Origin of the sequence: Gimesia maris (assembly GCF_008298035.1) — a bacterium.
Lineage (GTDB): Bacteria > Planctomycetota > Planctomycetia > Planctomycetales > Planctomycetaceae > Gimesia > Gimesia maris.
The window spans coordinates 7678271-7700626 of record NZ_CP042910.1; the positions used below are offsets into that span (position 1 = coordinate 7678271).

A 22356-nucleotide genomic window follows, 5' to 3' on the forward strand; every position below is an offset into this window, starting at 1 on the left:
CCTGAGAGGATCGCGCGATCAGAGAACGAAAATACACTGCCCTCAGCGCATAAAGAAAGCCCTTAAGAAGGCGGTGAATTGTGGACGGATAAAGCGTAGTTTATTTCACTTCACAGAAACTGATGAGCGTGCTGGGTCAGAACTCGCAAATCAGGGGGACCTTCTGGATAATGTTCCGTCCAGACCAGATTCCTTCTTAAGGGCCAGGCTGGGTTCAGAAAGTTGAATAAAACCAGGGACTCATTTAAGAGTCAGTAACTCCGTTTCCTGATTCCTTTCAACTCTCTGCTGGATGATATATGCATTGCTCATGCCAACTCCACCAATTTTTTCGTTCACAGAGGATTATTTTCTATTTCTGGCTTGTGACTGATTTTATTTACCTATTTTAAAGAATTTTCGACGACAAACTACGTATTTTATACATTCGTATCCTGTTGCTTCTCACCGATTTCGACACTGTCGCTTGTATTTTCGGCGCCGAACTGCTCTATTGTTGAAGTCGACACCTCATCGGCGCCACATTTTCGGCGCTAAACGAATGTGCGACGCATCAACTACCGTTGATTTCAAACGTGTCCAGCTCAGCGGGGGATCTTGTAATAATGAAGAAACAAGGGATCAGAGAACGCGCGATTCTCTTCACCTGCGGAATCCTTGCCATTGTCTACTCAGTGATCGTGCTCGGATTTGTTACCACCAGTCCCGATCTCCGCATTCGCGCCATGCTGGATAGTGTAGAGGCCTTACCTCAGACAGATGGCCCCAGTTTGTCGGGAATCGAAATCAAAGCCACCCCCGATATCAAAACCGCGGGCGCTTTCTCGGCTCCCAAAAATGGAGACGTGCTCACCAGGATCGGCGAATTTCCTATCCGTACCTTTCTCGATTTCTCACAGGTCCTCAGCAAACTTCGCAACATGGATCTGCCTCCCGGCGGACAACTGCAACCCAAAGCCGATCCGACCGAACATGATGTCCCCTCCATGGTGGAAATCCAGAACAGCGGTCGCTTCATAAAGATCGAATATTACAGCAGGGACACGAGCGACTCCAGTTCTGTTACATACACGATGAAAACCGCCTGGATCCAGATCCAGTCTATCCCTTCCGGAGATGTGGCGATCTCACTTCTCTGGTTTTCGCTGGAACTGATCATCCTCGCCATCGGTGCTTTCGCCTACTGGATGCGTCCCTTTGATCGTACAACTCGCATTTTCTTCATCATGGGTATTATCACTCTGGTGGCCTTTATCGGCGGTTACAACTGGTGGATTATTGCCGGCTCTCTCATACTGAATACCCCCTTTGTGATCGCTGCGGTCCTCATCCCGGCTATCACGTTACACTTCTTCATCACTTACCCGCGGGCGATTCCGCAACTCGTTCAACATCCTGTCGGACTGTTGCGAGTCGTTTATTCGATTCCCGTCGCTACCACACTGTTAATTCTGGCCTGTCTGACATACCTCCGGGTGACCTCGCATATTGGTGAAGATCCCCGTGAACTTGCCGGACTCGAATATTCTCCACTCGTTTTTCAGGCTATCTATATCCTGCGCTGGGCCGTCTATGCATATATCACAGTCGCCGGCCTGTATTATCTCGCGACACTTGTCGCCGTATTTCATGGCTATTTCAAAAGTCAGAATCCCTACGAACGCAATCAGCTGAAATGGATCGCGCTGGCCGGGCTCATCTCAACGATCCCCGTTGGTTACTCAATTTATATGGCCGAATTCGACCGTACCCAGTTCGCGCTCGGCGGTGCCGGGATTCCCATGTTCCTCGCCAGTGTCTCCTTTATGGCGGCTTTCGTCGTCGGAATCATCCGCTACCGTCTGATGCTCATCGATCAGATCATCAGCCGCGGCATGCTGTTTTACGTCGTCAGTGCCGGCATCTCAATTCTCTATGCCACCGTCATTTCGCTCGGCTCTCTGCTGGGGACCCAGCTAAATCGCGCCCCCAGTACTAACCAGGCAGTCTCTGTTTTCCTGGTGATGCTGTTTGCGATCTCGCTGCTGCTCTGGTCGCGCGACCGTATCCAGCGACTCATCGACCGCCGCTTCTTCCGTCAGAAATACCAGCTTGATAAAGCCCTTAAACGTATGAACCGGGCCGTTGGTCGCCTGGGTGATCAGCGTTCCATCGCCGACCGCATGCTCACTTCCTGCCGCGAAGTGCTTCAGGTCAAGAACGCCGCCATCTATCTGCTCAACCCCGAACGCACTCAGTTTGATCTGCTCACTGGCTTCCATATTGAAAATGCCCCCTCTGCCGTCCCCTGTGGCCCGGAACTCCTGGAAGTCCTCGAAGGTGAACTTGCCTTTCAGCGCGTCGCAACAGGTCTCCTGAAAGAAGCTTCTCCCGCACAACAGCTGTTGCGCCTGCTCGGCTTCGACTTCATTTATAACCTCGAACTCGACGGCGAATTTGCCGGCTTTGTTGCCCTTGGACAACGTACCACAGGCAGTGCCTACTCCGCCGAAGACCTCACCTTCCTGAACGCCATGGGGCAAATCACCAGCATCGCCCTGCACAGTACAAAAATCCATCAGGACCTCCGTCGCCTCAACGAAGAGATGCGAATCAAAGTCGAAAAAATCGACGACCAGCGCCGACTCGTCTCCGTCCTGCAGTCCGAACTCACCAATTCGCAGGAAATCGCCGAACGCTCCACCCCCGCTCACGATGTCCAACGAGGTATGATCAAAGGCAACAGCCCCGCCATCCGCTCCGTCATGGAAACCGTTCGCAAAGTCGCCAATTCTGAATCCACAGTACTTGTACGCGGCGAAAGCGGAACCGGGAAAGAACTTCTGGCCCAGGCCGTCCATGAAAACAGTTCCCGTCACGAAAAACCACTGGTCCGCGTCAATTGCGCCGCTCTTTCTCCCAGTCTGCTCGAGAGTGAACTCTTCGGCCACGTCAAAGGCGCCTTCACCGGTGCCCACGAAGACCGCGTTGGTCGATTCGAACTGGCTAACGGGGGCACCCTGTTTCTCGATGAAATCGGGGATATCTCGCTCGACACCCAGGTCAAACTCCTGCGGGTGCTGCAGGAACGCGCGTTCGAACGTGTAGGCGGATCGGAAACCCTGCACGTCGATGTGCGACTCATCACCGCGACTCACCAGAATCTCGAACAGCGCATCACCGAAGGCCTGTTCCGTGAGGACTTGTACTACCGCCTCAATGTCATCAGCATCACCTTGCCCCCACTGCGCGAACGTCGCGAAGACATTTTCGAACTCGCCTTCTACTTCCTTAAACGGACTGCCAATCGGCTGGGCAAACGCATTTCCCACATTGATCCCGACGCCATCGAAGCCCTCGAACGCGCTCCCTGGCCGGGCAACATCCGCCAGTTGGAAAACGTCATCGAACGCGCCGTCGTTCTCGCCGAATCTGAAGTCATCACAATGAAAGACCTGCCCGCCGATCTGCTGGAGCAGAAAAAACGTCTCCCGGCCCGCGTCTTCGAAACCAAAAATGTTCGCTCGGACACGACACGTCGCATCCCACTCTCCGAAGTCGAAGTCATCACCTTTCCCGGCTCGCAGAACCACGTCGATCAGCGACTCACTGAACCCGAACAGCTCAAGCTGGCACTCGCGGAATGCGACGGTAACAAAGCCCAGGCTGCCCGCCTGCTCGGTATGCCCCGTAGCACCTACTACAGCAAACTCAAAAAATACGACATCACCTGATTCGCTTTTCCGATCAACGGTCGAATTTTCCACTGCATATCGGCCACCGACTGGTGAATAGAATTGCTCTTGTCCCCGCTGCGCCGATCGCGATGCTTCGTACCTGCGTCGCGCGCGTGTCCACTTTACATTCACTGCTCTTCTTACTCCTGTGATAAGATCAGCACTATTAAACCCGCTCGTTTCAGCCACACTTTGAAAACGACTGACAAAAATGTGACTTTTTTCGCTGCGGGTCAACACACAACACCACAGGATCGCAACGTACCACAACAGGATCACCCTGGTATCGGTTCTGTTTGGAAACAGATCGCCATACAGGCACCGCATTACCACCTGGTGCACTGCTGCACGATCACTTGACATAACCGGAAACTGTCTGCCTTTCCTATGGAACACCATCTCGAAACCTCCCTGTTTATTGAATTCTGCAAACTCGATTCCAGACATCATACGCGCCGGTCACAGGCACGCGCAGCTAAACATTTCTCACCTGTGTCACTTGGCTTTGCAGCAGAATCCTCAAAAAAACAAACTTAAATAATTCAATTTGATTTTTCTCTGCTCCCACAGACAGCTAAGATAAATCAAACGGAAATCAATCTCTCAAAATGAATAATACTGACCCACCCCAAGGAACCTCTTCTGTGAATCCAACATGTCTGCTCAATCGTCGTTCGCTGCTGATGCTGCTCGCTGTCACACCTCTGCTCGTCTGCTCCTTTTCACAGGCCGCGGAATCCAATCAGAAAACCATCCTGATGCGATCCGGCTGGCAAACCGTCAATATCGGCGACATCGGCCATACCCCCGGCACACTTCGTTATCTGGAAACATATCTGCCCGATGTCAAAATCATCCTCTGGCTGCATAAAACAACCCCCGAAATTACCGCGATGCTTCAACAGCGGTTCCCCAAAGTTCAGATCGTGCAGGGCAAACTCAACGCCCGCGGCAAAGCCAACAACCCGGAATTCCAGCAAGCCTTCGACGAAGCCGACCTCTTTCTCTACAACTCGGGCATGCACTTCAACCAGTTCTGGCCACCACCAAACTACATCATCGAAGCCTGTACTGTCACAAAGAAACCTCTCGTCCTTTACGGCCAATCCTTCGACGGCTTTGCTCCGGAAGACGAAGCGAAAATGAGCGAACTGCTCTCCCGCGCCGCCGCCATCTACACTCGCGATGTTGAATCCTTCTACTACCTGCGCAAGATCGGCGTCACTGCGCCGTCCCTCGCCTTCGGTCCTGACGGCTGTTTCGGCATTGATGTCCGCGATGATGCCAAAGCCAGCGACTGGCTCAAAGCCCATGACCTGAAACCCAAAGAATTCATCACTGTCACGCTCCGCAGCAACACCCCCAAAATCGGTGCCAAAAAGAGCACGTCGATGAATCCCGCTAACCCCAGCAAAGAGGACCTCGCCCAGAACGAACTCTGGACGAAGAAACTCCGCGAAGTTATCACCGACTGGGTCCGCAAGACTGGCAAGAAAGTTCTGCTGGCCCCCGAAGTCGATAAAGAAATCGTGCACGCGCAGCAGATGATCCTCGACAAATTGCCTGCAGACGTCAAACCCTACGTCGTGAATCGCGATCCTTTCTGGAACGTCGACGAAGCCGCTTCGACTTATGCCCAGGCCATCGCCGTCGTCTCGATGGAACCCCACTCCTGCATTATCTCCCTGGCGATGGGCACTCCCACCATGCACCTGGCCAGTCCGCGTCACGGCCTCAAACGCTGGATGTTCCGCGACATCGGCCTGTCAGAATGGCTGTTCGACATCGACGCCGACCCGGCTGACCAGTTCACCCGCGCCCTGTTAAAAATCGACGCCAAACCCGAACTGGCCCAATCCAAAGTCAACCGCGCCATGCACACCGTCAACACAAGGTCCAAAGAAATGATGGGCGAAATCAAAGAGATCCTCGACCAGCAGAAATCTGCGGATTAACTCGGATCGAGTGAGAGATACGTCGGTCTGGTTTAGACTACAACTTTTCTACCACGAAAATCACGAACAGACACCGAAGCATCACGTATGTGATCGCTAAGATTGGGATGGCCCCGAATGCAATTCGGGGTTGTCGCAGACAAACGGAAGCTATAATCAGAACGAGACAAATTCCTATTATTCTTTAAAAATAATAGTAGGAAATTGCTGCGTTCTAGACAGCTTGGGTAAAAACTCATGAAGACGAGTATACCCTGCATCGGTGATTTTTGTACTCTCCCAATTGAGATAAGCCAGGCTTTTAAGCCCCTGCAGATGAACCAGTCCAGCGTCGCTGGTATTGGTATATCGAATGTCTAATTCATGCAGTTCTTTCAGTTTTCCCAGATAAACAAGTCCCTGATCACTGATTTGAGTGTCGGCGAGTGTGAGCTTTTTCAGATTACGGCACTCCGACAAATGCACCAGCCCCGCATCAGTTACCTCGGCATCAAGGAGATCGAGGGTTTCCAGTTTGGGGAGCTCCTTTAAATAAATCAATCCCCGATCACTTACCTGTGTTGCATCAAGGTACAGGGTCTGCAGATTAAGCATTCCTTTCAAGTGAATCAGACCGGCATCACTGATTTTTGTTTCACTTAAATTCAGGTATGTCAGTTCTGTGAGATCTTTTAAATAACTCAACCCGACATCAGTCACATCGGTTTCCCAGAGCCTGAGCACTTTCAGTTTCCGAAGATCCCTTAGATGATACAGACCAGCATCGCCGATTGAGGTTCTTTCGAGTATGAGTGCTTCCAGATTGTAGAGTCCCTGAAAATATGACATATCAGAATCCGTGATCAGGGAACTACTGAAATCCAGGATTTTCAGGCTTTTCAATTGAGCGATCGCGGCAAGATCTGCTTCGGTGAATTCATAGTCGTCACCATATCCAACACTGCTGATCCAGGTAACGTTGTGGAATGAGGCACGGATTCCATCTCCCGCACTGTATTGAATCCAGGTCTGCCAGGAAACTGGCAGCCTACTCATTAGCCAGCTCGGATCATCTTTTAGCATAAAATGTTTGTTCGATTTCAACTTTTGAATTGCACGCGTATTTTGTATTCCTGACACGACAAACCACGTCAGACTCAGCAGAACAGCCAGTGCGATCGACCGCCTGCTCCAGAGAAACAGTTTCATGTATTTCTTTTTTCGTTCTCGCTGTTGCATCAACCATGCTCCCTTTGATGAATGGCACACGGAGACTTAGTAGAAATGCCCCTCAAACACAGCCTCCCCGCTCTTCAAGGAATTTCACAATCTTCCACTTCTCACTCTGGCGAGCGTAGAACACGGGTGTCTGTTCCTGGTTATCCCGGGCGTTCAATTCTGCGCCCCATTGCAGCAGTAACTCAATCACTTTCACACCGTTGTTGCGGTCAGCTGCCAGATGTAAAACAGTCCGACCATCTGCGATCCGGGACGCTACATCTGCACCACGATCCAACAACCACATAGTGGCCTGCACATCTTCGTGCCGGGCCTGACCATGCAGCAGATTCAGTCCGTCTACATACTCATCGTTCACATCGACTCCGTTTGCCAGCAGAAGATCACCGATATGAGAGAACTCATCGTCCTGGCGCTTCATCGACCGCAGAACATCAAACAGCAGTCGCGCATCTCCCACATTGGCACCTCGGTCGAGCAGGTATTCCGCCAGCTGCACATTGCCGCCGCCGGTCGCGGCCACTGCGAACGGCGTACTGTGTAGAAGAAACGGGTACTCGGCATCAATCTCTGCACCTGCTTCCAGTAACAGAACCGCGATGGCCATCAGGCTGTCCCGCATCGCTTCATCATTTATCCAGAGCCGCGAACCAGCACAGTAATGCAGGGCTGTTTTCCCTACCGCATCCACTTTCCCTGCCAGCGCTGAATTTCGATGCAGACGACTGCGCACTCCCGTATGATCCCCGGATGCCGCCGTGGTAAAAATGTCCGCCTTCGCTCCATACTCTTTGAGTTTTTCTACATAAGCAGTCGTATCCTTAGTCGCAGCCAGACAGAGCAGGGGACCATACTCACAACAGGCGTCTGGCTCCGCACCCGCAGAGAGCAAAAGATCGCAGACTGTCAGCAGCCGCGCTGCTTTTCGCGGTCCATGCGAATCAATGGCGAGTGACAGCAACGCATTCAACTGCGGCGGAGACAACCCGGGCAGAGATTTTCGCACAACCTGCAGGTCACCCTTTTTCGTCGCCGCGATGAGCTGTGCCCGTAATGAATCCGGTTTCTCCCGATCACGTTTGGCAGCACTCCGCCGCTCCGCATTCACACACGCCCGACAGCGGGCCGCCAGCCCGTCTGGACTCGCAGCACTCCCGTTAAAATGTGACGCCGCTTTCGTCTCTCCGCACTTGTTACATGTCTTCATTTCCGTCATGAATCTCTCAGGCCTCACTTGCTGTTGTTACTGCAAAGTCCAGCGGTTGAATCACCCAACCGTTCTGCACAACAGATCCCATGAATACAACCAGCCCCAGCAAGAGAACTCCCATCATCCCCCGCCACCCCCAGCGCCAGCGCCCGCGAAGTTTTTGTATCGGTTCTGTTTGATTCATATTGTCGCACTACAGCAGGCTGTAAAAATGCTCTCGCTCAAGCTTTCACGTATTTAATCAGCCCCCTATAGTTATAATTAACCCCGCTGTGAATAACACGATTATTTTCCGATCGTATTGATACTCAACCACTGACACACTTGATAAACCCTTTGAGAGAAACAATGAAAGAAACCTTGATTCTGATTCCCGGCCTGGGAAGTACTGAAGTCACCTGGCAGCATCAGAGGCAACACCTGGGAGATCTGCTGGACGTTCAGATCCTCGTGATGGACCAGGCAAAGCACAGAGCCGAATTAGTCGAAACCCTGCTCAGCCAGGCACCCGAGCGATTCCATCTGGCGGGACACTCCTTCGGCGGCTGGCTGGCCCAGGCGGTCGCCGCGACAGCTCCCGAGCGGGTCTCGAAACTGATGCTGCTCAATACGTACGCCAGACACAACCCGGAACACATCGGCCTGCTCGAACTGTTTAAAGAGAACCTGCACCAGGGGCTGCTCGGCGAAACACTGGATGCCAACCTGCCGAACATTATTTTTCCGGGTCGCCTGGAAGACGATGAACTCGTGCAGCCCATTCAGAAAATGTTGAAAGGCTTTTCTCCCGCCAGCTATGAACACCAGGTACAGGCCATGATCGATGACTACGCCACTGAAGATCTGCTGCCAAAGATATCCTGCCCGACGCTGGTCGTCCACGCACGTGAGGACAACACCTTTCCCAGTGCAGAACTGGAATTCATCGCTGACCAGATCCCCGCCGCCCAATTCACCATCATCGAAGAGTGCGGCCACATGTCCCCCCTGGAACGCCCTCAGGCCATCACTGCCCTGATGCGACTCTGGTTCGGAGGAGAATAGAGATGACTCAAGACAGGTCTCCGTGTGCCATCTGTCAGTTTGTGTCAGCAAACTGGACACAGTCTAATCAGACAAATCCGGTAGCGACTGGCGGAGATCATTGATACCGGCTTCCGTGATCTGTGTTTCCTCATACTGTAAGAATTGCAGTTTTGTGAGGCCTTTCAGGTGTTTCAACCCGGCATCACTGACCGCGGTTTTATCGAGTTCCAGTTGTTCCAGTTCATTTAGTCCCTGCAAATGAATAAGTCCGGCATCTGTGATTCGTGTCCCTTCCAGGTCCAGCACCTTGAGCCCTGCCAGATGACTCAAGTGCACCAGACCGGCATCCGAAATGCTGGTCTCTTGAAGATCCAGTTTCTTCAGATTTGTCAGTCCACTCAAATGAACAAGTCCTTGATCGGTGATCGGGGTCGCAAATAACCCCAGTGAATCCAGGCTTCCCAGTTCCGCGACAGCAATCAGCCCTTGATCATTCATTTTTGAATAGCCCATATCCAAATACTGCAGCATCGATAAATTTTTCAATGATGATAGCCCAACGCCTGATAAATTTGTGCTTCGCAGATAAAGTGATTCAAGATTCTGTAACCGACTCAAGTGTATCAGGCCGTCATCACTCACTGCAGTATCGCTCAGATCGAGCGATTTCAGGCTGGTCAGCTCCTGCAAATGAATGAGCCCTGTATCACTGATCGATGTATTACCAAGATCAAGACTCTGCAGTTTTTGAAGTTTTGCCAGATGCACAAGCCCCGCATCACTCACACGCGAACCGTCCAATCTCAGACTGGTCAGATTCAAAAGTCCTTTCAAATGCGCGACACCTTTGTCACTGATGTTTTCTCGCGCAAATTCCAGAGACTCCAGTTTTTTCAGATCCTGCAAATGAGCCAGTCCTACGTCGCTGATTTCGGCTCCAAACAGGGAGAGTTTTTTCAGATGCTTCAATTTTCCAATATGTTTCAGGCCGGCGTCCCTGATTTGAGGACGTGGCTCGTTTTCAGATTCCCCATCATTCCATCCCACGAAATTATTATTGTAGTTATCAAGATCAAGCTCTTCTAAATGATTTAGATGTTTGAGATATACCAGTCCGGTACCATCAAGTTGCGTGCCCTCAAGCTCGAGAACACGCAATTCACTCAGCCCTCGCAGATGCGCCAGTCCGGCATCGCTGATTGCGGTATTATTCAGGTTGAGCTTCTGTAGATTTTTCAGCGCACCTACGTATTTCAAATCAGAATCAGTGATTGTAGTGCCTCTCAAACTCAACAATTCCAGGTTCTGGAGACCAGTAATATGCTTCCGTCCCCCTTCTTCGATTGTGGTGATTAAGAGGTGAATAGATTTCAGATTTTTGAGTTGACTGATCGCAATGAAATCTTCTTCGCTAAGCTCACCAAACTCGAAATCCAATTCGACAGCAGTCATAAATCCCAAGAATTTCTCTTCACCGAAAATGTCATACAACCGATATTGCCATTCGAGAGGCACATTACGCATTAAAATACCTTCTTCGGTGTAAACGTTGATGTACCTCTCTTCCAACTGTCGAATCATCCGTGCGTTTTGAACGGTTGTTACGACTAACAAACTCAGTCCCACGATGGACAGAAATAAAATCGTTCGCCATACCCAGCGCAGGCGACCGGGTGGTTTCTGAGTTAGTTCTGGGGAGGGCATGACTGATGTCTCTGGAATCGGTTGCTGGATAGTGGAGATTTGAAAGCTCGCGACTGCAATCTAGCATGCCGGTATTGTACCGGCAAGAAGGAGTGCGCAGGATAAAACGGTTAAAGCATCACGTTCTTATTTTTCAGGTGTTGCACAATACTTTTTGAGCTCCATGATTGCTTCGTCTCTGCGTTTGAAAGACCACTCAGTATCGAACCAGATTTTATCGATCTTATAACTGAGTACATCCGCGGCACGATCACAGACTCGCATCGGTGATTCATAGCCTTCGATCTGTCGCTGATCATCGAGCAAAGAGCAAATCAGATCGATGTCTATGGGACTTCCATAATTCATTATGTCGCACAAACGTCCGAGACGCTGAGCACTTTTTGTCGTCTCACGAAACTCCTTAAAGAACTCTTTACTACGATGGGGGATTTTCATGTTGATCACATACAGGATGTTCCCAACATGATTTGATTTCTCGGGCAAGCTGGCGAGAATTATTTTCGCATTCCTGAAAATTGGTGGGGGCACTGGTTGTACCAGGCCAAAGACTGCCACTCTGAAATAATCGGGATTTGCAGTTGTCCGGGCGATTTCCTGTAACCGGTCCTGAACGCCCTTTGCTCGGGACACGCTGATCGATTTCAGATATTCCAGTTGTAATTCACTGTTTTCGAGTTTAGTAAAATCGATGTTGTTCAGTTGATCGACTAAAAAGTTCGTATAGTCGCCGCGTTTAGCCAGCGCCAACAGACAGGCGGGTGCAATCGCTTTTTCTTTGGGATCGGCAAGAAAAATCCGGTGGAGTGCCTCGCTTACCTGTTTATTTTTGTCATACGTCAGCGATCTGATAAAACTGGCCCGTTCGCCTACCGAGACAGCGGGCATGAGGGGCCTGTCAGCAAATCTGACAGGCGGCATTCGGTCAAACAACTGGACGAGCAATTCATGTGATTTCGCTTCGGGAAAATCTGAGTCAGAACCTCGATTAATTTCCTGAAGATACGCGACATCAGAGTAAAGATGCCTCATAATGCCGATCTCATATGGCTTACCATTGGCTCGAATAAAATCGGCCAACAGTTTCTGTCGTTGATTATATTCCTTGACCTTATAGAGTTTTTCGTCGACGAAGCTGGACACTTTGTCGGCATCATATGTCGGTTGTTCCAGGTATTTGATGACAAGCCCGCCGACCACCTCAGGATAGTAATACGAGAGTCGCAGATACGCGTCATACATTCGGCGACCATCATCGGGTTTTTCAAAATCCTGGACGAGAAGCTGGATATGCTGTTTGCGTGTCAGACCTTTCCAATCCTGGATCACGGCCTCGCGCAAGCGTTTGGAATACGTGGGGGAACTCACATCGACGATTCCAGATGGCACATACCTAACTGCCGCATACCGCCGGTTGACAATTTGTCCCAGAGCAACGAAACAAAGATCGCCCACCGTCAGGCTGTGCCTGTCCGGATGATCTTTGTCATCGTCAAACAAATCCCGACTCACTCCCTGGGGAATCTCCTTGCGTGTCCGACTATTAAAATCGTACTGATCGGTGAACACCGTCACCGAGATGCCTTGCGTAGCTGTCATGTTGATTTTGCGATCATCGCCCATGTGTTTGATCAAAGCGGGTACCGCATCGACCCCCTGTTCGACGATCTGGCGAAGTGTCTCACTGCGAACGGGTTTGAACCCACCGAGAAGAAATGTGCTTTCTTGCCCAGTATCCGCGTAAGGTAAAAATTCGGTACCGGAAAAGGATGACGAATATCCATACCCGGGCTTCGATATTTCTACGAGTTTGTCGATCAGAGATTCAACGTTTTCCCTGGCAGCACAAGTTTCTGTGATTACCAGAAATAGCACGATCACAATGAGCCTGCTCATGAAGACTCCCTGGCAATGAAAGTTGCATTTGCATCCTGCTTCAATCTCTACCAGGATGCTTGTAAGCGACGTTTACTGGTTTCGTCTTCGGACCAATCGAAGTCCCACATTTTGCTCGCTGAATTTTAAGTACTTCAAACAAGATGACCAGCTTCCGCTGCCCCTCTTTCACATATTGTTTCAGCAATGCGTGCATCTGTCTAACTTTTTCCGGATGTTTCCCTGAAATGTCGATGGATTCTTCGATGTTCTAATCCCGGTTAAACAGTTTTAGGTCATTGGAACGAATGGTACTGTCGACACCACAAACCAGACCGCCCCACCAACGACCAGCAAACCGATTCCCCGCCAGACCCACTTTAAGCGACTCACACGTTTCGGATTTGGCTCAGGTTGATTCATGGCATATACACTTTCAAAACAACCACTGCTGGCCCTTACCTGTAACAGGCGGTTTGAACTGTTCGTAATCTAAAGCCGGTAAGCGTCGATCCAGTTCCAGTTTACCACAGAAGACCTTGAACAGGCTGCCGATCTGCTCGGCGATTTCCCCGGTGCCCCGCTGGCGGCTGCCGAATTCCGAGTTGTTCAGCTTGCCGTCCCGCGTCTGGCGGATGCGGCTCAACACCCGTTCCTTCCGCGCGGGCTGTGTTCGTTCCAGCCATTCCTCAAACACCGGTTTCACCGTCAATGGCAGACGCAGCAAGATGTAACTGGCTGACATCGCCCCCGCCTCTTTCGCTGCTTTCAGAATCTCCGGTACTTCATGATCGTTCAACCCTGGAATGATGGGCGAGACCATCACCTTCGTCGGCACACCCGCCGCCGACAGTTCGCGAACCGCCCGCAGCCGCGCTGCCGGGATACTCGTACGCGGCTCCATTTCACGCGCCAGTTGCGGGTCGAGTGTGGTAATCGACAGGCTCACGTGCACCAGCGACCGCCGGGCCATCGAGGTCAACAGCTCCAAATCCCGCACAACCAGTGCATTTTTCGTGACGATGCCGATCGGCTGATTGGCTTCGGATGCCACTTCCAGACACTGACGCGTCAACTTAAATTCACGTTCGGCGGGTTGATAGCAGTCGGTGATGCCGGAAAACGCGATCAGTTTCGGCTGCCAGTCGCTGCGGCTCAGAAAGTCGCGAAACAGTTTTGCAGCGTCATGCTTGACCATGATCTTCGTTTCAAAGTCGAGACCGGCATTGTATCCCAGATATTCATGAAAGGGCCGCGCATAACAGTAACTGCAGCCATGCGCGCAGCCCCGATAGGGATTGACGCTATAGCGGAAATTGAGGTCGGGTGAATCGTTTTCGGTGACGATCGATTTGGAATTGTCGTCGATGTACTCAATCCGCCGAGGCTGGGAGAGATATTCGTCATTCCACTCCAGCTGTTCCAGATCCGGTTCGACATGCGTCGACTCGAAACGATTGGGTGGATCGAGATTCGAACCGTGTCGCATGGCTTGCCTGATTCAAGAAAGAAAACGATAGATCTGATTCTTTGTTTATAGGCGATTCCCCGGCGACAGGAAAGGATCTTTTTATCGTACTGGAAAAATTGAAACAGGCTCCCGTGAACTTCTCTTGAGATGCGGTGTCTGAGAAACAGCAGTTCCATCGCCTGAACTGTGCTTGTCAAAAACACTTAAGTCCTAATCCGTTCACTTGAAATCACAATGACAGGAATTGTTCCAGATGATCGAACTGCTATGGAATGCCCCGGTGAGTGAATCCCGCATGACCGAAATTCTTGCTGTGCTGGAATTAAACACGGGTCTGAGGATACTGGATATCGGCTGTGGTTGTGGTGAAGTCCTGATTCGCCTCTCTGAACGATATCAGATTACGGGTACGGGAATCGATCTCTCTCGCGAACACATTGACGAAGCCCGCCGTCGTATGCGGGGCCGAATCCCAGTTTCCCAAATCGAGTTCATCGAAGCCGACGGGGGAGCGTTTCCCTTTAAGCAGAATGAATATGCTCTCGCCTTGTGTCTGGGTGCGACGCATGCGTTCGCGTCTGGCAGCGCTGCTTACCGCAATGCAATTGAGCGGATGATTCCACTAGTACAGCCTGGCGGTCTGCTGCTCATCGCCGATGGTTATCTGAAGCAGCCAGCGGGACCTGAATATCGCGCGTTGTTAGGTGAAGCCATTCCCGATGATATGACACACACCGCGAATGTCGCCACGGGACAACAGCTGGGCCTGATACCAATGGCCGCCTGGACCAGTAACGAACAGGAATGGGATGACTTCGAATGGCGCTATCAGCGAATCGTCGAGCGAAAAGCCCGGGAACAGCCACAAGATCAGGGACTCCAGGAAAAGCTGCGCCGTCGCCGCGAGTGGATCCAGGCTTACCTGCAGTGGGGACGTGCTACCCTGGGCTACGGTCTCTACCTGTTTCAGAAACCTTAAAACCAACTACTTCTGCAACTCCGAAACCATAAGCAGTATCAGAACTTCGAAAGAGACGTTACCCATTCCCAGAAAATGTTTGCAGTCCTGAAATCCTGGTTGGTACAATCCCATTCTACGTTGCAGATCATTGAACTCCACTGGAGAACCGGTATCGTGCTCGAAATACCCGGCATTCTGGAAAGTGCTATTTCACGCCGCTGCTTTCTGCAAACAGCGGGCTACGCTGCGATTGCCGCTGCGTTGAATCAGCGGCGTCTCTCTGCCAGCAAAAACACACCGCATACGCCGATACGTTCCTGCGTGTTGTTAATGCTTTATGGTGGTCCCAGTCAGATCGACACCTGGGACATGAAGCCCGAAGCCTCTTCCGAAGTGCGTGGCGAATATCGACCGATCAAAACCAGTGTGCCCGGACTGATCAACTGCGAACACCTTACCGCGTGCGCCCAGATCATGCATAAGCTGACAGTCATCCGCTCGATGCACCACGATCTGACCAATCACAATTCCGCCATGTATCAGGCGCTGGTCGGAAAGATTCCCTCCAGCAATAACGAGGTGCTTGGCGAAAACCGGCTGGGAGATTTTCCCAATGTTGCCGCCGCCGTCAGTTATGCAACATCTCGCGGTGCGCTCCCCAGAACCGGGAACCCGCTGATCAATGTCGCGCTGCCGCATGTGATGCATAACGTCGTCGATCTACCCGGACAGAATTCCGGCTTCCTGGGAGGCAGCCACGATCCGTTTCAGATCAACGCTGATCCGAACGCAGAGCAGTTCCGGGTTCAAAACCTGCAGCGTCCGCCCGCCGTCAGCGAACCACGTCTGCAGGATCGTCGCGCGTTATTGAAATCACTGGATCAGCTGGATGTGGAAAATGTCGACCTGGCAAGCTATCAGCGGCGGGCATTTGAATTACTGCAGAATGATACCGTACAGAATGCGTTCCGCATCGAGCGCGAGCCGACATCTGTTCGTGAACAGTACGGCCGCCATAAGCTGGGACAAAGCCTGCTGCTGGCGCGACGACTTGTGGAATCAGGAGTCCGCTTCATCAATGTGCACGACGGCGTCCTCAACGGTCAGACCGTGAACTGGGACAGCCATTCCAACCTGTTTCCCAGACATCGCGAACTGCTGGCTCCTTTAGACCAGGGATTTGCAGCGTTCATTAATGATCTCGACCAGCGCGGTCTGCTGGATTCGACTCTCGTCATCGCCATGGGAGAATTTGGGCGCACGCCCCGCGTGAATGTGCATGGTGGGCGCGATCATTGGCCTAACTGCTACAGCGTTGTTCTGGCCGGTGGTGGAGTTCAACAGGGCACGGCATACGGCGCCAGCGATAATCTCGGCGTGTATCCACAGTCTCATCCGGTCACGCCGGCTGACCTGGCTGCCACCATCTTCACCCGCTTCGGCATCAATCCCGAAATCGAAATCCGGGACCGCACCGACCGTCCGTTTAAGCTCTCCGAAGGGAACTTCATTCCCGTGTTTTAATCCTGTCTGCCGCCTGATGCAGGTATTTAAACACCATTATTTTCTACAGGGGCGCGTGGGAAGCAACAGGTGGAAGCAGGCACCCCGCTCTGAAGTGGAACGGTAATAGATTCGACCTCCGGCTGCTTCTACCAGGGAACGGCTTAAAGACAGGCCGATACCCAGTCCATCTTTTTTATTCGTGGTGAACGGAGTAAACAGATGGTCGACGAAATCTCCTGGTACACCATTTCCTGTATCTGTAATCGCAACCAGAATCATCGAATCTTCAGCAGACGAAACGTTAATGGTCAGCTTGCGGGGATAAGAGGATTCCGCCATTGCCTCCAGGGCATTGATAAATAAATTGGCCAGCACCTGCTCTATCTGTACACGATCTGCATACACAACCATAAATTTCGTCTGGCTCTCAATCTTCACTTCGATCTGTCGATGTCGCAGTTCATATTGAATCAATTCCAGGGCACTTCGAATACTTTCCTGAATATTGAACTGGATCGCCTGCAGAGTCCGTTTTTCAGCCAGCGATTTCAGTTTCCGTACAATCTCGCCGGAACGCAGAGACAGTTCCTGAACTTTATCCACCAGGTGAGTCATTTCGCGATTCTCATTCAAATGCTGTCTCATGGCCGCTGTATAATTTGCAATGGCGGTCAAAGGTTGATTGAGTTCATGGGAAATACCGGCCGTCAATTCTCCCATCACAGCCAGCCGGGAAGCATGCGCCAGGATATCCCGATATTCCTGTGCCTTTCTGATCGCTTCATATCTTTCCGTCATATCCTGTACGGTCCCATTCATGAACAAGACCTCGCCTTCATCATTCTTTTTCAGCAAAGCGCGTTCATGGACATGACGGACTTCCCCGTCAGGCCGCAGGATGCGATGTTCGATGCTGTATGGTAAATCAAATTTTAATGATTGAGCAATCATTTGATCTACCAGCGGGCGATCCTCGGGATGAATGGTCTGCAGAAAGAACTCGTTCGTGAGAATAATGTCTGACTTCGTCACACCAAAGATACGATAGACTTCATCTGACCACCAGATTGTATCATCTTTGATACACCACTCCCAACTGCCGATATGGGCCAGTCTCTGGGCTTCAGAAAGTTTTTCATGCAGATCTTTCAACTCCATTTCTGCGATTTTCTGATCATTAATCTGCTCAATCATCATCAGAAATTCATCGGACAGATAAGGCAGCACGCGCGCCCGATACCAGCTTTTTTTCTCCTGCTTGACCAGACAATAATCAAGTGTTTCAATCTGCTGGGAATCATAAACGCGGTTGATGAGCAACTTCATCTGACTCCTGACGTTACCTGGTAATACCTTCCAGATGATGCTGCCACGATGCAATGTGGGCGAGAGAAAATAATCCATCTTGCTGCGGCTGTTAAAATTGATAATTTCTCCATTACGATTGAGCACCAGTACTACATCCGGTATCGCAATGAACATGGCTTTTAACTGTGCAGTCCGCCTGGCAAGTTCTTCCGTTCGCTCTTCAACACAGCGCTCCAGTTCTGCATTCTCCCTATGGACGGCATCCTCTTCCTGTTTGCGGCTGGTGATATCTACACCGATACCGACAATGCGTGTCACCCGATGATTATCATCATAAACAGGAAAGGCCCGTACCTGCATCCACCTCACACTGCCATTCTTGTGAATGATTCTGAACCGCGGAAATTCAGAATTAGAGAGACCATTTTCTGATGTCGCCCTGATCTCACTTTCAACGGATTCACGATCATCCGGGTGAATTGCATCCAGACAGGACCGGGGATCATCATACAGGCTCTGGCAGCTACGGCCCCAGATCACTTCATACATCTGGCTCGCATAATAAACTTCGCGCCAGTCAGGACTACAGACCCAGAATAGTTCATTAATATTTTCTGAGATCTGCCGAAACATCTGATCGTTCTCGCGCAGTGCCTGTTCAGTCTCTTTTCGCGCGGTGATATCCACGCCCACACTCAGGGTCCCAATGATACGGTCTGCAGCATCTCTCAGTAACGAATTGTGCCAGGCGATCGACTTCAGTCTGCCACTTGCCGTAATGATTTCATTCTCAAAGTACTCCACCGGCATCAGATCTCCCTGGATCAGCTTCTCAAACAGTGCGCGAACTTCCTCACGATTCGCATCTGGTAGAAAATGGTCGAACCAGTTCTTGCCGATAATTTCAGATTCCTCAGCCTCCAGCAGCAGACTGCCTTGCCGATTGATTAAATTCACCGTCTGATTTGTATCGATGGCAATGATCATCTCACCAACCAGATTAAAATACTGGTGGGCCAGATCTTGTACCTTATTACTATTTCTTTCCGCCTGCTGCTGTTCCAGTTCCGCAACACGTCGACGCAGCGTTTTCACTTCTTCCAGGAGTTCAACGGTTGTTAGTTCGGGCATGGCTTCCGTTTTTGTCGATTTGAAATACAGAATTCTGTGATTGATTTTCCACTGAAATTGAGTGGCTGGATTTTACTTATTTTCTTCCAGTTCCTCTTTCAAACCTCTGCGTTCCAGGGTTCGTTCCAGCAGCATATCGTAGATCGGGCGACTGCCCAGAGATTGCGCGACGATGCTGGCGGTCATACAGGTCACGATCATTGCCGGCAGCAGTTCGAAGCTGTCAGTCATCTCTGCGACCAGCACAATCCCCGTCAGCGGTGCCCGTACTGTTGCTGCAAACAGGGCTCCCATCGCCGCAACCGCAAATGTCGCCGCCTGCAGTTCTGCCTGCGGTGCGAGTTCATGCACCACATACCCAAAGCTCGTACCTATCAATGCGCCCAGCGCCAACATTGGTGCGAAGATACCGCCGGGCACACCCATTGAATAGCTTAAAAACGTCAACCCGGCACGCACGACAAGTAACGCCAGCAGAAAGCCGAGCAGGGGGGACTCCGCAAAGATTTCCTTCACCAGCGCTTCACCGCCACCCACATATTCCGGTGCAATGATCATCAGCGCACCGACCACTGCCCCCACCGACGCCGCGATGACCAGCATCAAGCGGCTGTTCAATCCATCAGAGATCCGCAGGCACTTTAACATCACCGAGTTAAAACCGGCCCCCAATACGCCAATCAATGCGCCCAGCAGCAGGTTCAATGACAGAGTCAGCAACAGATTGCCCGGCGGCTGAAAGGTGGGCAGAGATGCCTGTAACTGAACCGGTAGTTGAGGAAGTGTGCCGAATACCTGATCGTTGACCAGATTCGCCGTGATACTGGCAATAATTACTGCGTGTAACGCGACAAAACTGTATTGAAATCGAGGCCGGACTTCTTCGATCATAAACAGGATCGCGCCCAGTGGCGCACTGAAGGCAACGCTCAAGCCCGCGGTCGCGCCTGCGGCCAGAAAGGTATTCAAAGTATGCTTATCCGAGTTCGCTTTTTCACCGACGATCTGACCGACACATCCCCCCAGGTGAATCGTCGGGCCTTCCCGTCCGAGCACCAGACCCGCCCCCATCGACAGCACGCCACCAATGAATTTCACCGGCAAAACACTCCGCCAGCGGAGCGTCATCAGTTCGCCCATCACGCCTTCCACTTCCTGAATGCCGCTGCCGGCGGTCTCCGGTGCATATTTCCGTACGAGGACTGCTGCGGTCGCCACCATCGCCGCTCCGATAATTGCAGCTGTCAATATCGTCAGAAAGGCAGAACCGGAAAACGACGTAGAAATCACAGCATAAACATCGATCACTTTATCAAGGCAGTAATGAAAGGCCGATCCCAGTGTACCAACCCCCACGCCAATCACCAGCGCCAGCAGATAAATCCACATTGCCGTCTTCAATTCGATACGCTGACTCTCGCCGTCTTCTTCCATTCCTGCATCCTGTAGCTGGTCAGTGGGATTTGTTCCAGAACAATGCTGTTCACAGACAAAGCACGATAACAGGAATCGGGAAAAAATGGTACCTTTTTAAGGCACGTTCAAAAAAGCCATTCGAGAGGGATTCCTACCCAGAGAACGATGTATCCCAGAGCAAAGAAAAAGCAGATCAGCATCCCGGACAGCAGTCCACTCAGGGGATAGCGTAAAGCGGTACCGCCGGCCGTCAGAAAGATACAGGCGGCTATCCCTTTTCCAAACGCCTGGCGGATGTGATCCTGCGACAGAGAGAGTTCGACCACACTGACATAGAGATGAAACTGGGCTACAGCGATCAGCATCACCAGGGTCAGCACACTCAACTTCGCGATTTTCATCAGTCCCGCAGTCATATGATTTTATTCCAGTGAGGATTCAATATTGAAAGATCATTTCATGCAATGGACTCGCTTCTGGTTTAACCAGGTCGGCAAGTAAGTGTGGAAATGATTTCATATTCTTCAATCCATTCGAATCGATCTTCCCAGCATTCGACCACAAGTACTGCTTTACCACTGCCGGTTCGAAACTCAAACATGTCCTCCAGCTCATAATCTTCATCCGAGCCCAGCGCTTGAGAATATCGCAGCTCAAAATCAAGATTGTTACCATCTGTCGCTTCGAAGTAGATGCGAGCCACATCTTTCATTTTAGATTCGACCGTAGTGCGTTTGAAGGTGACTTCCGCCGGCCCGTTGATGTCATCACGATAGTCGACTTCAGAGATCCGAAACACAAAACCAGCTACGTCAATTTCGCCCCCTTCCAGTAATTCGAACGGTTTCGATTTGACGGGAGTAATTCCACTCGCCGTTGAAATCAGAAGATCCCCCCGGGCAATCAACCTTGTCGCGGCGGCTGCTGGCGCACTGTTTCCAGACAGATCGATCGTTGCAGCACTGAATTCGGGAGAGGGACCTGAGCCCGTAGCACCTCCTCCATTCGCCAACAGATCAAATCCGGTATCATCGTGAAACGATTTCAGTTCCGACTCAAACGCTTCCGTCCATAAACCGGTAATGTAATCTGCGGGTGACGAAATCAATACTTCAAGTCTGGTATGCGGGTCGCTGTCATACGGATTATGAAGAAATTCATCGTGGCGTAATCGTTCCAGCTTGGGTTGAAATGGATTGTACAGAACATACAAGGCAATCGGTTCAAAACTAAAGGGGCTGACTGACATCTGCTATTCCTGAAGATGATGCGCTGGTCTGTCAGTTGTGACGCATACCCAGACAAACGACGCACTATGGATGCTGTTACTTAAACGCCGCCTGTCAACATAAGCCACACGCCTGTCAGATTCAACATTAATGTCACCACAAGTGTCAGGTAGCTGCAAATCACAACGGGCCAGTTAATCTGAGAATCTGCCTGGGATTGATCAACAAGTGAAAGCGTCATCGTAATGCCGACGATCAGGGTGATCCCGCCTTGCAGAATCACAGTGACGTAGACTTCCAGATCCGGTAGCCACAGGTAGGAAAGTCCATTCAACAGACTGTAGACCGTCACCAGAGTCAACAGTGTTCCGCCGACTTGTGTCGTTGCATCGTTTTTCTGGCTAGTGTCTCGAAATCGCAAGGACCAGAGCAATATCCAGAACATCAGTAATACTGTCAGGCACCAGACGGCTCTAAACCACCCTGGATCATTCCTCACAAACAGAAAATAAAGGCTCAGGTTGAATGCGACAATCAGTAGAAGATTGATCGACAGCAATAGCCGGTCAACACTGAATCGTTTCAACCGTGGAGAAACTGTTTGCATCAGACCACCCGAGTACGAGTCAA

General features: G+C 51.1%; 16 protein-coding genes. 5 read left to right on the forward strand and 11 right to left on the reverse strand.

What is annotated here, in order from left to right; translation table 11 throughout:
• Window positions 1-605: 605 nt before the first annotated feature.
• Window positions 606-3713 (forward strand): sigma 54-interacting transcriptional regulator, encoded by a 3108-nt coding sequence (locus GmarT_RS28730; RefSeq protein WP_002645063.1) that lies wholly within the window; start codon window positions 606-608, stop codon window positions 3711-3713.
• A gap of 647 nt (window positions 3714-4360) precedes the next feature.
• On the forward strand, window positions 4361-5671 hold the full coding sequence (locus tag GmarT_RS28735; RefSeq protein ID WP_052301228.1) for a polysaccharide pyruvyl transferase family protein: 1311 nt from the start codon (window positions 4361-4363) through the stop codon (window positions 5669-5671).
• Window positions 5672-5848: 177 nt separating this feature from the next.
• Here the strand turns inward: GmarT_RS28735 and GmarT_RS28740 are convergent, their stop codons facing one another.
• From GmarT_RS28740 to GmarT_RS29670, 3 genes are read right to left on the reverse strand one after another with little or no spacing between them, the layout of a single operon-like run.
• Window positions 5849-6889 (reverse strand): leucine-rich repeat domain-containing protein, encoded by a 1041-nt coding sequence (locus GmarT_RS28740; RefSeq protein ID WP_002645060.1) that lies wholly within the window; start codon window positions 6887-6889, stop codon window positions 5849-5851.
• A gap of 52 nt (window positions 6890-6941) precedes the next feature.
• A complete protein-coding gene (locus GmarT_RS28745; protein ID WP_002645059.1) occupies window positions 6942-8105 on the reverse strand; it encodes an ankyrin repeat domain-containing protein in 1164 nt (387 codons plus the stop codon).
• 7 nt (window positions 8106-8112) lie between these two features.
• A complete protein-coding gene (locus GmarT_RS29670) occupies window positions 8113-8283 on the reverse strand; it encodes a hypothetical protein (protein ID WP_002645058.1) in 171 nt (56 codons plus the stop codon).
• Between the two features lie 164 nt (window positions 8284-8447).
• Between GmarT_RS29670 and GmarT_RS28750 the strand changes: the two genes are divergently transcribed.
• Complete coding sequence (locus GmarT_RS28750; RefSeq protein WP_002645057.1) at window positions 8448-9143, forward strand: alpha/beta fold hydrolase; 696 nt, start codon at window positions 8448-8450, stop codon at window positions 9141-9143.
• 63 nt (window positions 9144-9206) lie between these two features.
• Here GmarT_RS28750 and GmarT_RS28755 read toward each other — a convergent pair whose 3' ends face one another.
• From GmarT_RS28755 to GmarT_RS28765, 3 genes are all read right to left on the reverse strand, one after another.
• Entirely contained in the window at window positions 9207-10829 is a 1623-nt protein-coding gene (locus GmarT_RS28755) for a leucine-rich repeat domain-containing protein (protein WP_002645056.1), read from the reverse strand.
• A gap of 126 nt (window positions 10830-10955) precedes the next feature.
• The gene (locus GmarT_RS28760; protein ID WP_002645055.1) at window positions 10956-12725 is read right to left on the reverse strand and encodes a hypothetical protein; all 1770 of its coding nucleotides are present in this window, start codon (window positions 12723-12725) and stop codon (window positions 10956-10958) included.
• 415 nt (window positions 12726-13140) lie between these two features.
• The gene (locus GmarT_RS28765) at window positions 13141-14193 is read right to left on the reverse strand and encodes a PA0069 family radical SAM protein (RefSeq protein WP_002645053.1); all 1053 of its coding nucleotides are present in this window, start codon (window positions 14191-14193) and stop codon (window positions 13141-13143) included.
• Between the two features lie 235 nt (window positions 14194-14428).
• Here GmarT_RS28765 and GmarT_RS28770 point away from each other — a divergent pair, with 235 nt between their 5' ends.
• Window positions 14429-15154 carry an SAM-dependent methyltransferase gene (locus GmarT_RS28770; RefSeq protein ID WP_002645052.1) on the forward strand — a complete coding sequence of 242 codons (726 nt, stop codon included), beginning with the start codon at window positions 14429-14431 and terminating at the stop codon, window positions 15152-15154.
• 99 nt (window positions 15155-15253) lie between these two features.
• Window positions 15254-16660, forward strand: coding sequence for a DUF1501 domain-containing protein (locus GmarT_RS28775; RefSeq protein ID WP_157158913.1), 1407 nt, complete (start codon window positions 15254-15256; stop codon window positions 16658-16660).
• A 36-nt stretch (window positions 16661-16696) separates the two neighbouring features.
• Here GmarT_RS28775 and GmarT_RS28780 read toward each other — a convergent pair whose 3' ends face one another.
• The 5 genes from GmarT_RS28780 to GmarT_RS28800 form a co-directional block, all read right to left on the reverse strand.
• Window positions 16697-19081: a PAS domain-containing sensor histidine kinase gene (locus tag GmarT_RS28780; RefSeq protein ID WP_002645050.1), complete on the reverse strand. Its 2385-nt coding sequence runs from the start codon at window positions 19079-19081 to the stop codon at window positions 16697-16699.
• 72 nt (window positions 19082-19153) lie between these two features.
• Complete coding sequence (gene clcA, locus GmarT_RS28785; RefSeq protein WP_002645049.1) at window positions 19154-20515, reverse strand: H(+)/Cl(-) exchange transporter ClcA; 1362 nt, start codon at window positions 20513-20515, stop codon at window positions 19154-19156.
• 107 nt (window positions 20516-20622) lie between these two features.
• Window positions 20623-20913, reverse strand: a complete 291-nt coding sequence (locus GmarT_RS28790; RefSeq protein WP_002645048.1) for a hypothetical protein — start codon at window positions 20911-20913, stop codon at window positions 20623-20625.
• 65 nt (window positions 20914-20978) lie between these two features.
• Window positions 20979-21746, reverse strand: coding sequence for a hypothetical protein (locus tag GmarT_RS28795; RefSeq protein ID WP_002645047.1), 768 nt, complete (start codon window positions 21744-21746; stop codon window positions 20979-20981).
• 80 nt (window positions 21747-21826) lie between these two features.
• Window positions 21827-22333 carry a hypothetical protein gene (locus tag GmarT_RS28800; protein WP_002645046.1) on the reverse strand — a complete coding sequence of 169 codons (507 nt, stop codon included), beginning with the start codon at window positions 22331-22333 and terminating at the stop codon, window positions 21827-21829.
• Window positions 22334-22356: the final 23 nt, after the last annotated feature.

Coding starts and splice junctions, on each gene's coding strand:
- GmarT_RS28750 (WP_002645057.1), top strand. CDS start 8,448: ATGAAAGAAACCTTGATTCTGATTCCCGGCCTGGGAAGTACTGAAGTC.
- GmarT_RS28740 (WP_002645060.1), bottom strand. CDS start 6,889: ATGCAACAGCGAGAACGAAAAAAGAAATACATGAAACTGTTTCTCTGG.
- GmarT_RS28800 (WP_002645046.1), bottom strand. CDS start 22,333: ATGCAAACAGTTTCTCCACGGTTGAAACGATTCAGTGTTGACCGGCTA.
- GmarT_RS28745 (WP_002645059.1), bottom strand. CDS start 8,105: ATGACGGAAATGAAGACATGTAACAAGTGCGGAGAGACGAAAGCGGCG.
- GmarT_RS28770 (WP_002645052.1), top strand. CDS start 14,429: ATGATCGAACTGCTATGGAATGCCCCGGTGAGTGAATCCCGCATGACC.
- GmarT_RS28780 (WP_002645050.1), bottom strand. CDS start 19,081: ATGCCCGAACTAACAACCGTTGAACTCCTGGAAGAAGTGAAAACGCTG.
- GmarT_RS28755 (WP_002645056.1), bottom strand. CDS start 10,829: ATGCCCTCCCCAGAACTAACTCAGAAACCACCCGGTCGCCTGCGCTGG.
- GmarT_RS28795 (WP_002645047.1), bottom strand. CDS start 21,746: ATGTCAGTCAGCCCCTTTAGTTTTGAACCGATTGCCTTGTATGTTCTG.
- GmarT_RS29670 (WP_002645058.1), bottom strand. CDS start 8,283: ATGAATCAAACAGAACCGATACAAAAACTTCGCGGGCGCTGGCGCTGG.
- GmarT_RS28765 (WP_002645053.1), bottom strand. CDS start 14,193: ATGCGACACGGTTCGAATCTCGATCCACCCAATCGTTTCGAGTCGACG.
- clcA (WP_002645049.1), bottom strand. CDS start 20,515: ATGGAAGAAGACGGCGAGAGTCAGCGTATCGAATTGAAGACGGCAATG.
- GmarT_RS28730 (WP_002645063.1), top strand. CDS start 606: ATGAAGAAACAAGGGATCAGAGAACGCGCGATTCTCTTCACCTGCGGA.
- GmarT_RS28790 (WP_002645048.1), bottom strand. CDS start 20,913: ATGACTGCGGGACTGATGAAAATCGCGAAGTTGAGTGTGCTGACCCTG.
- GmarT_RS28760 (WP_002645055.1), bottom strand. CDS start 12,725: ATGAGCAGGCTCATTGTGATCGTGCTATTTCTGGTAATCACAGAAACT.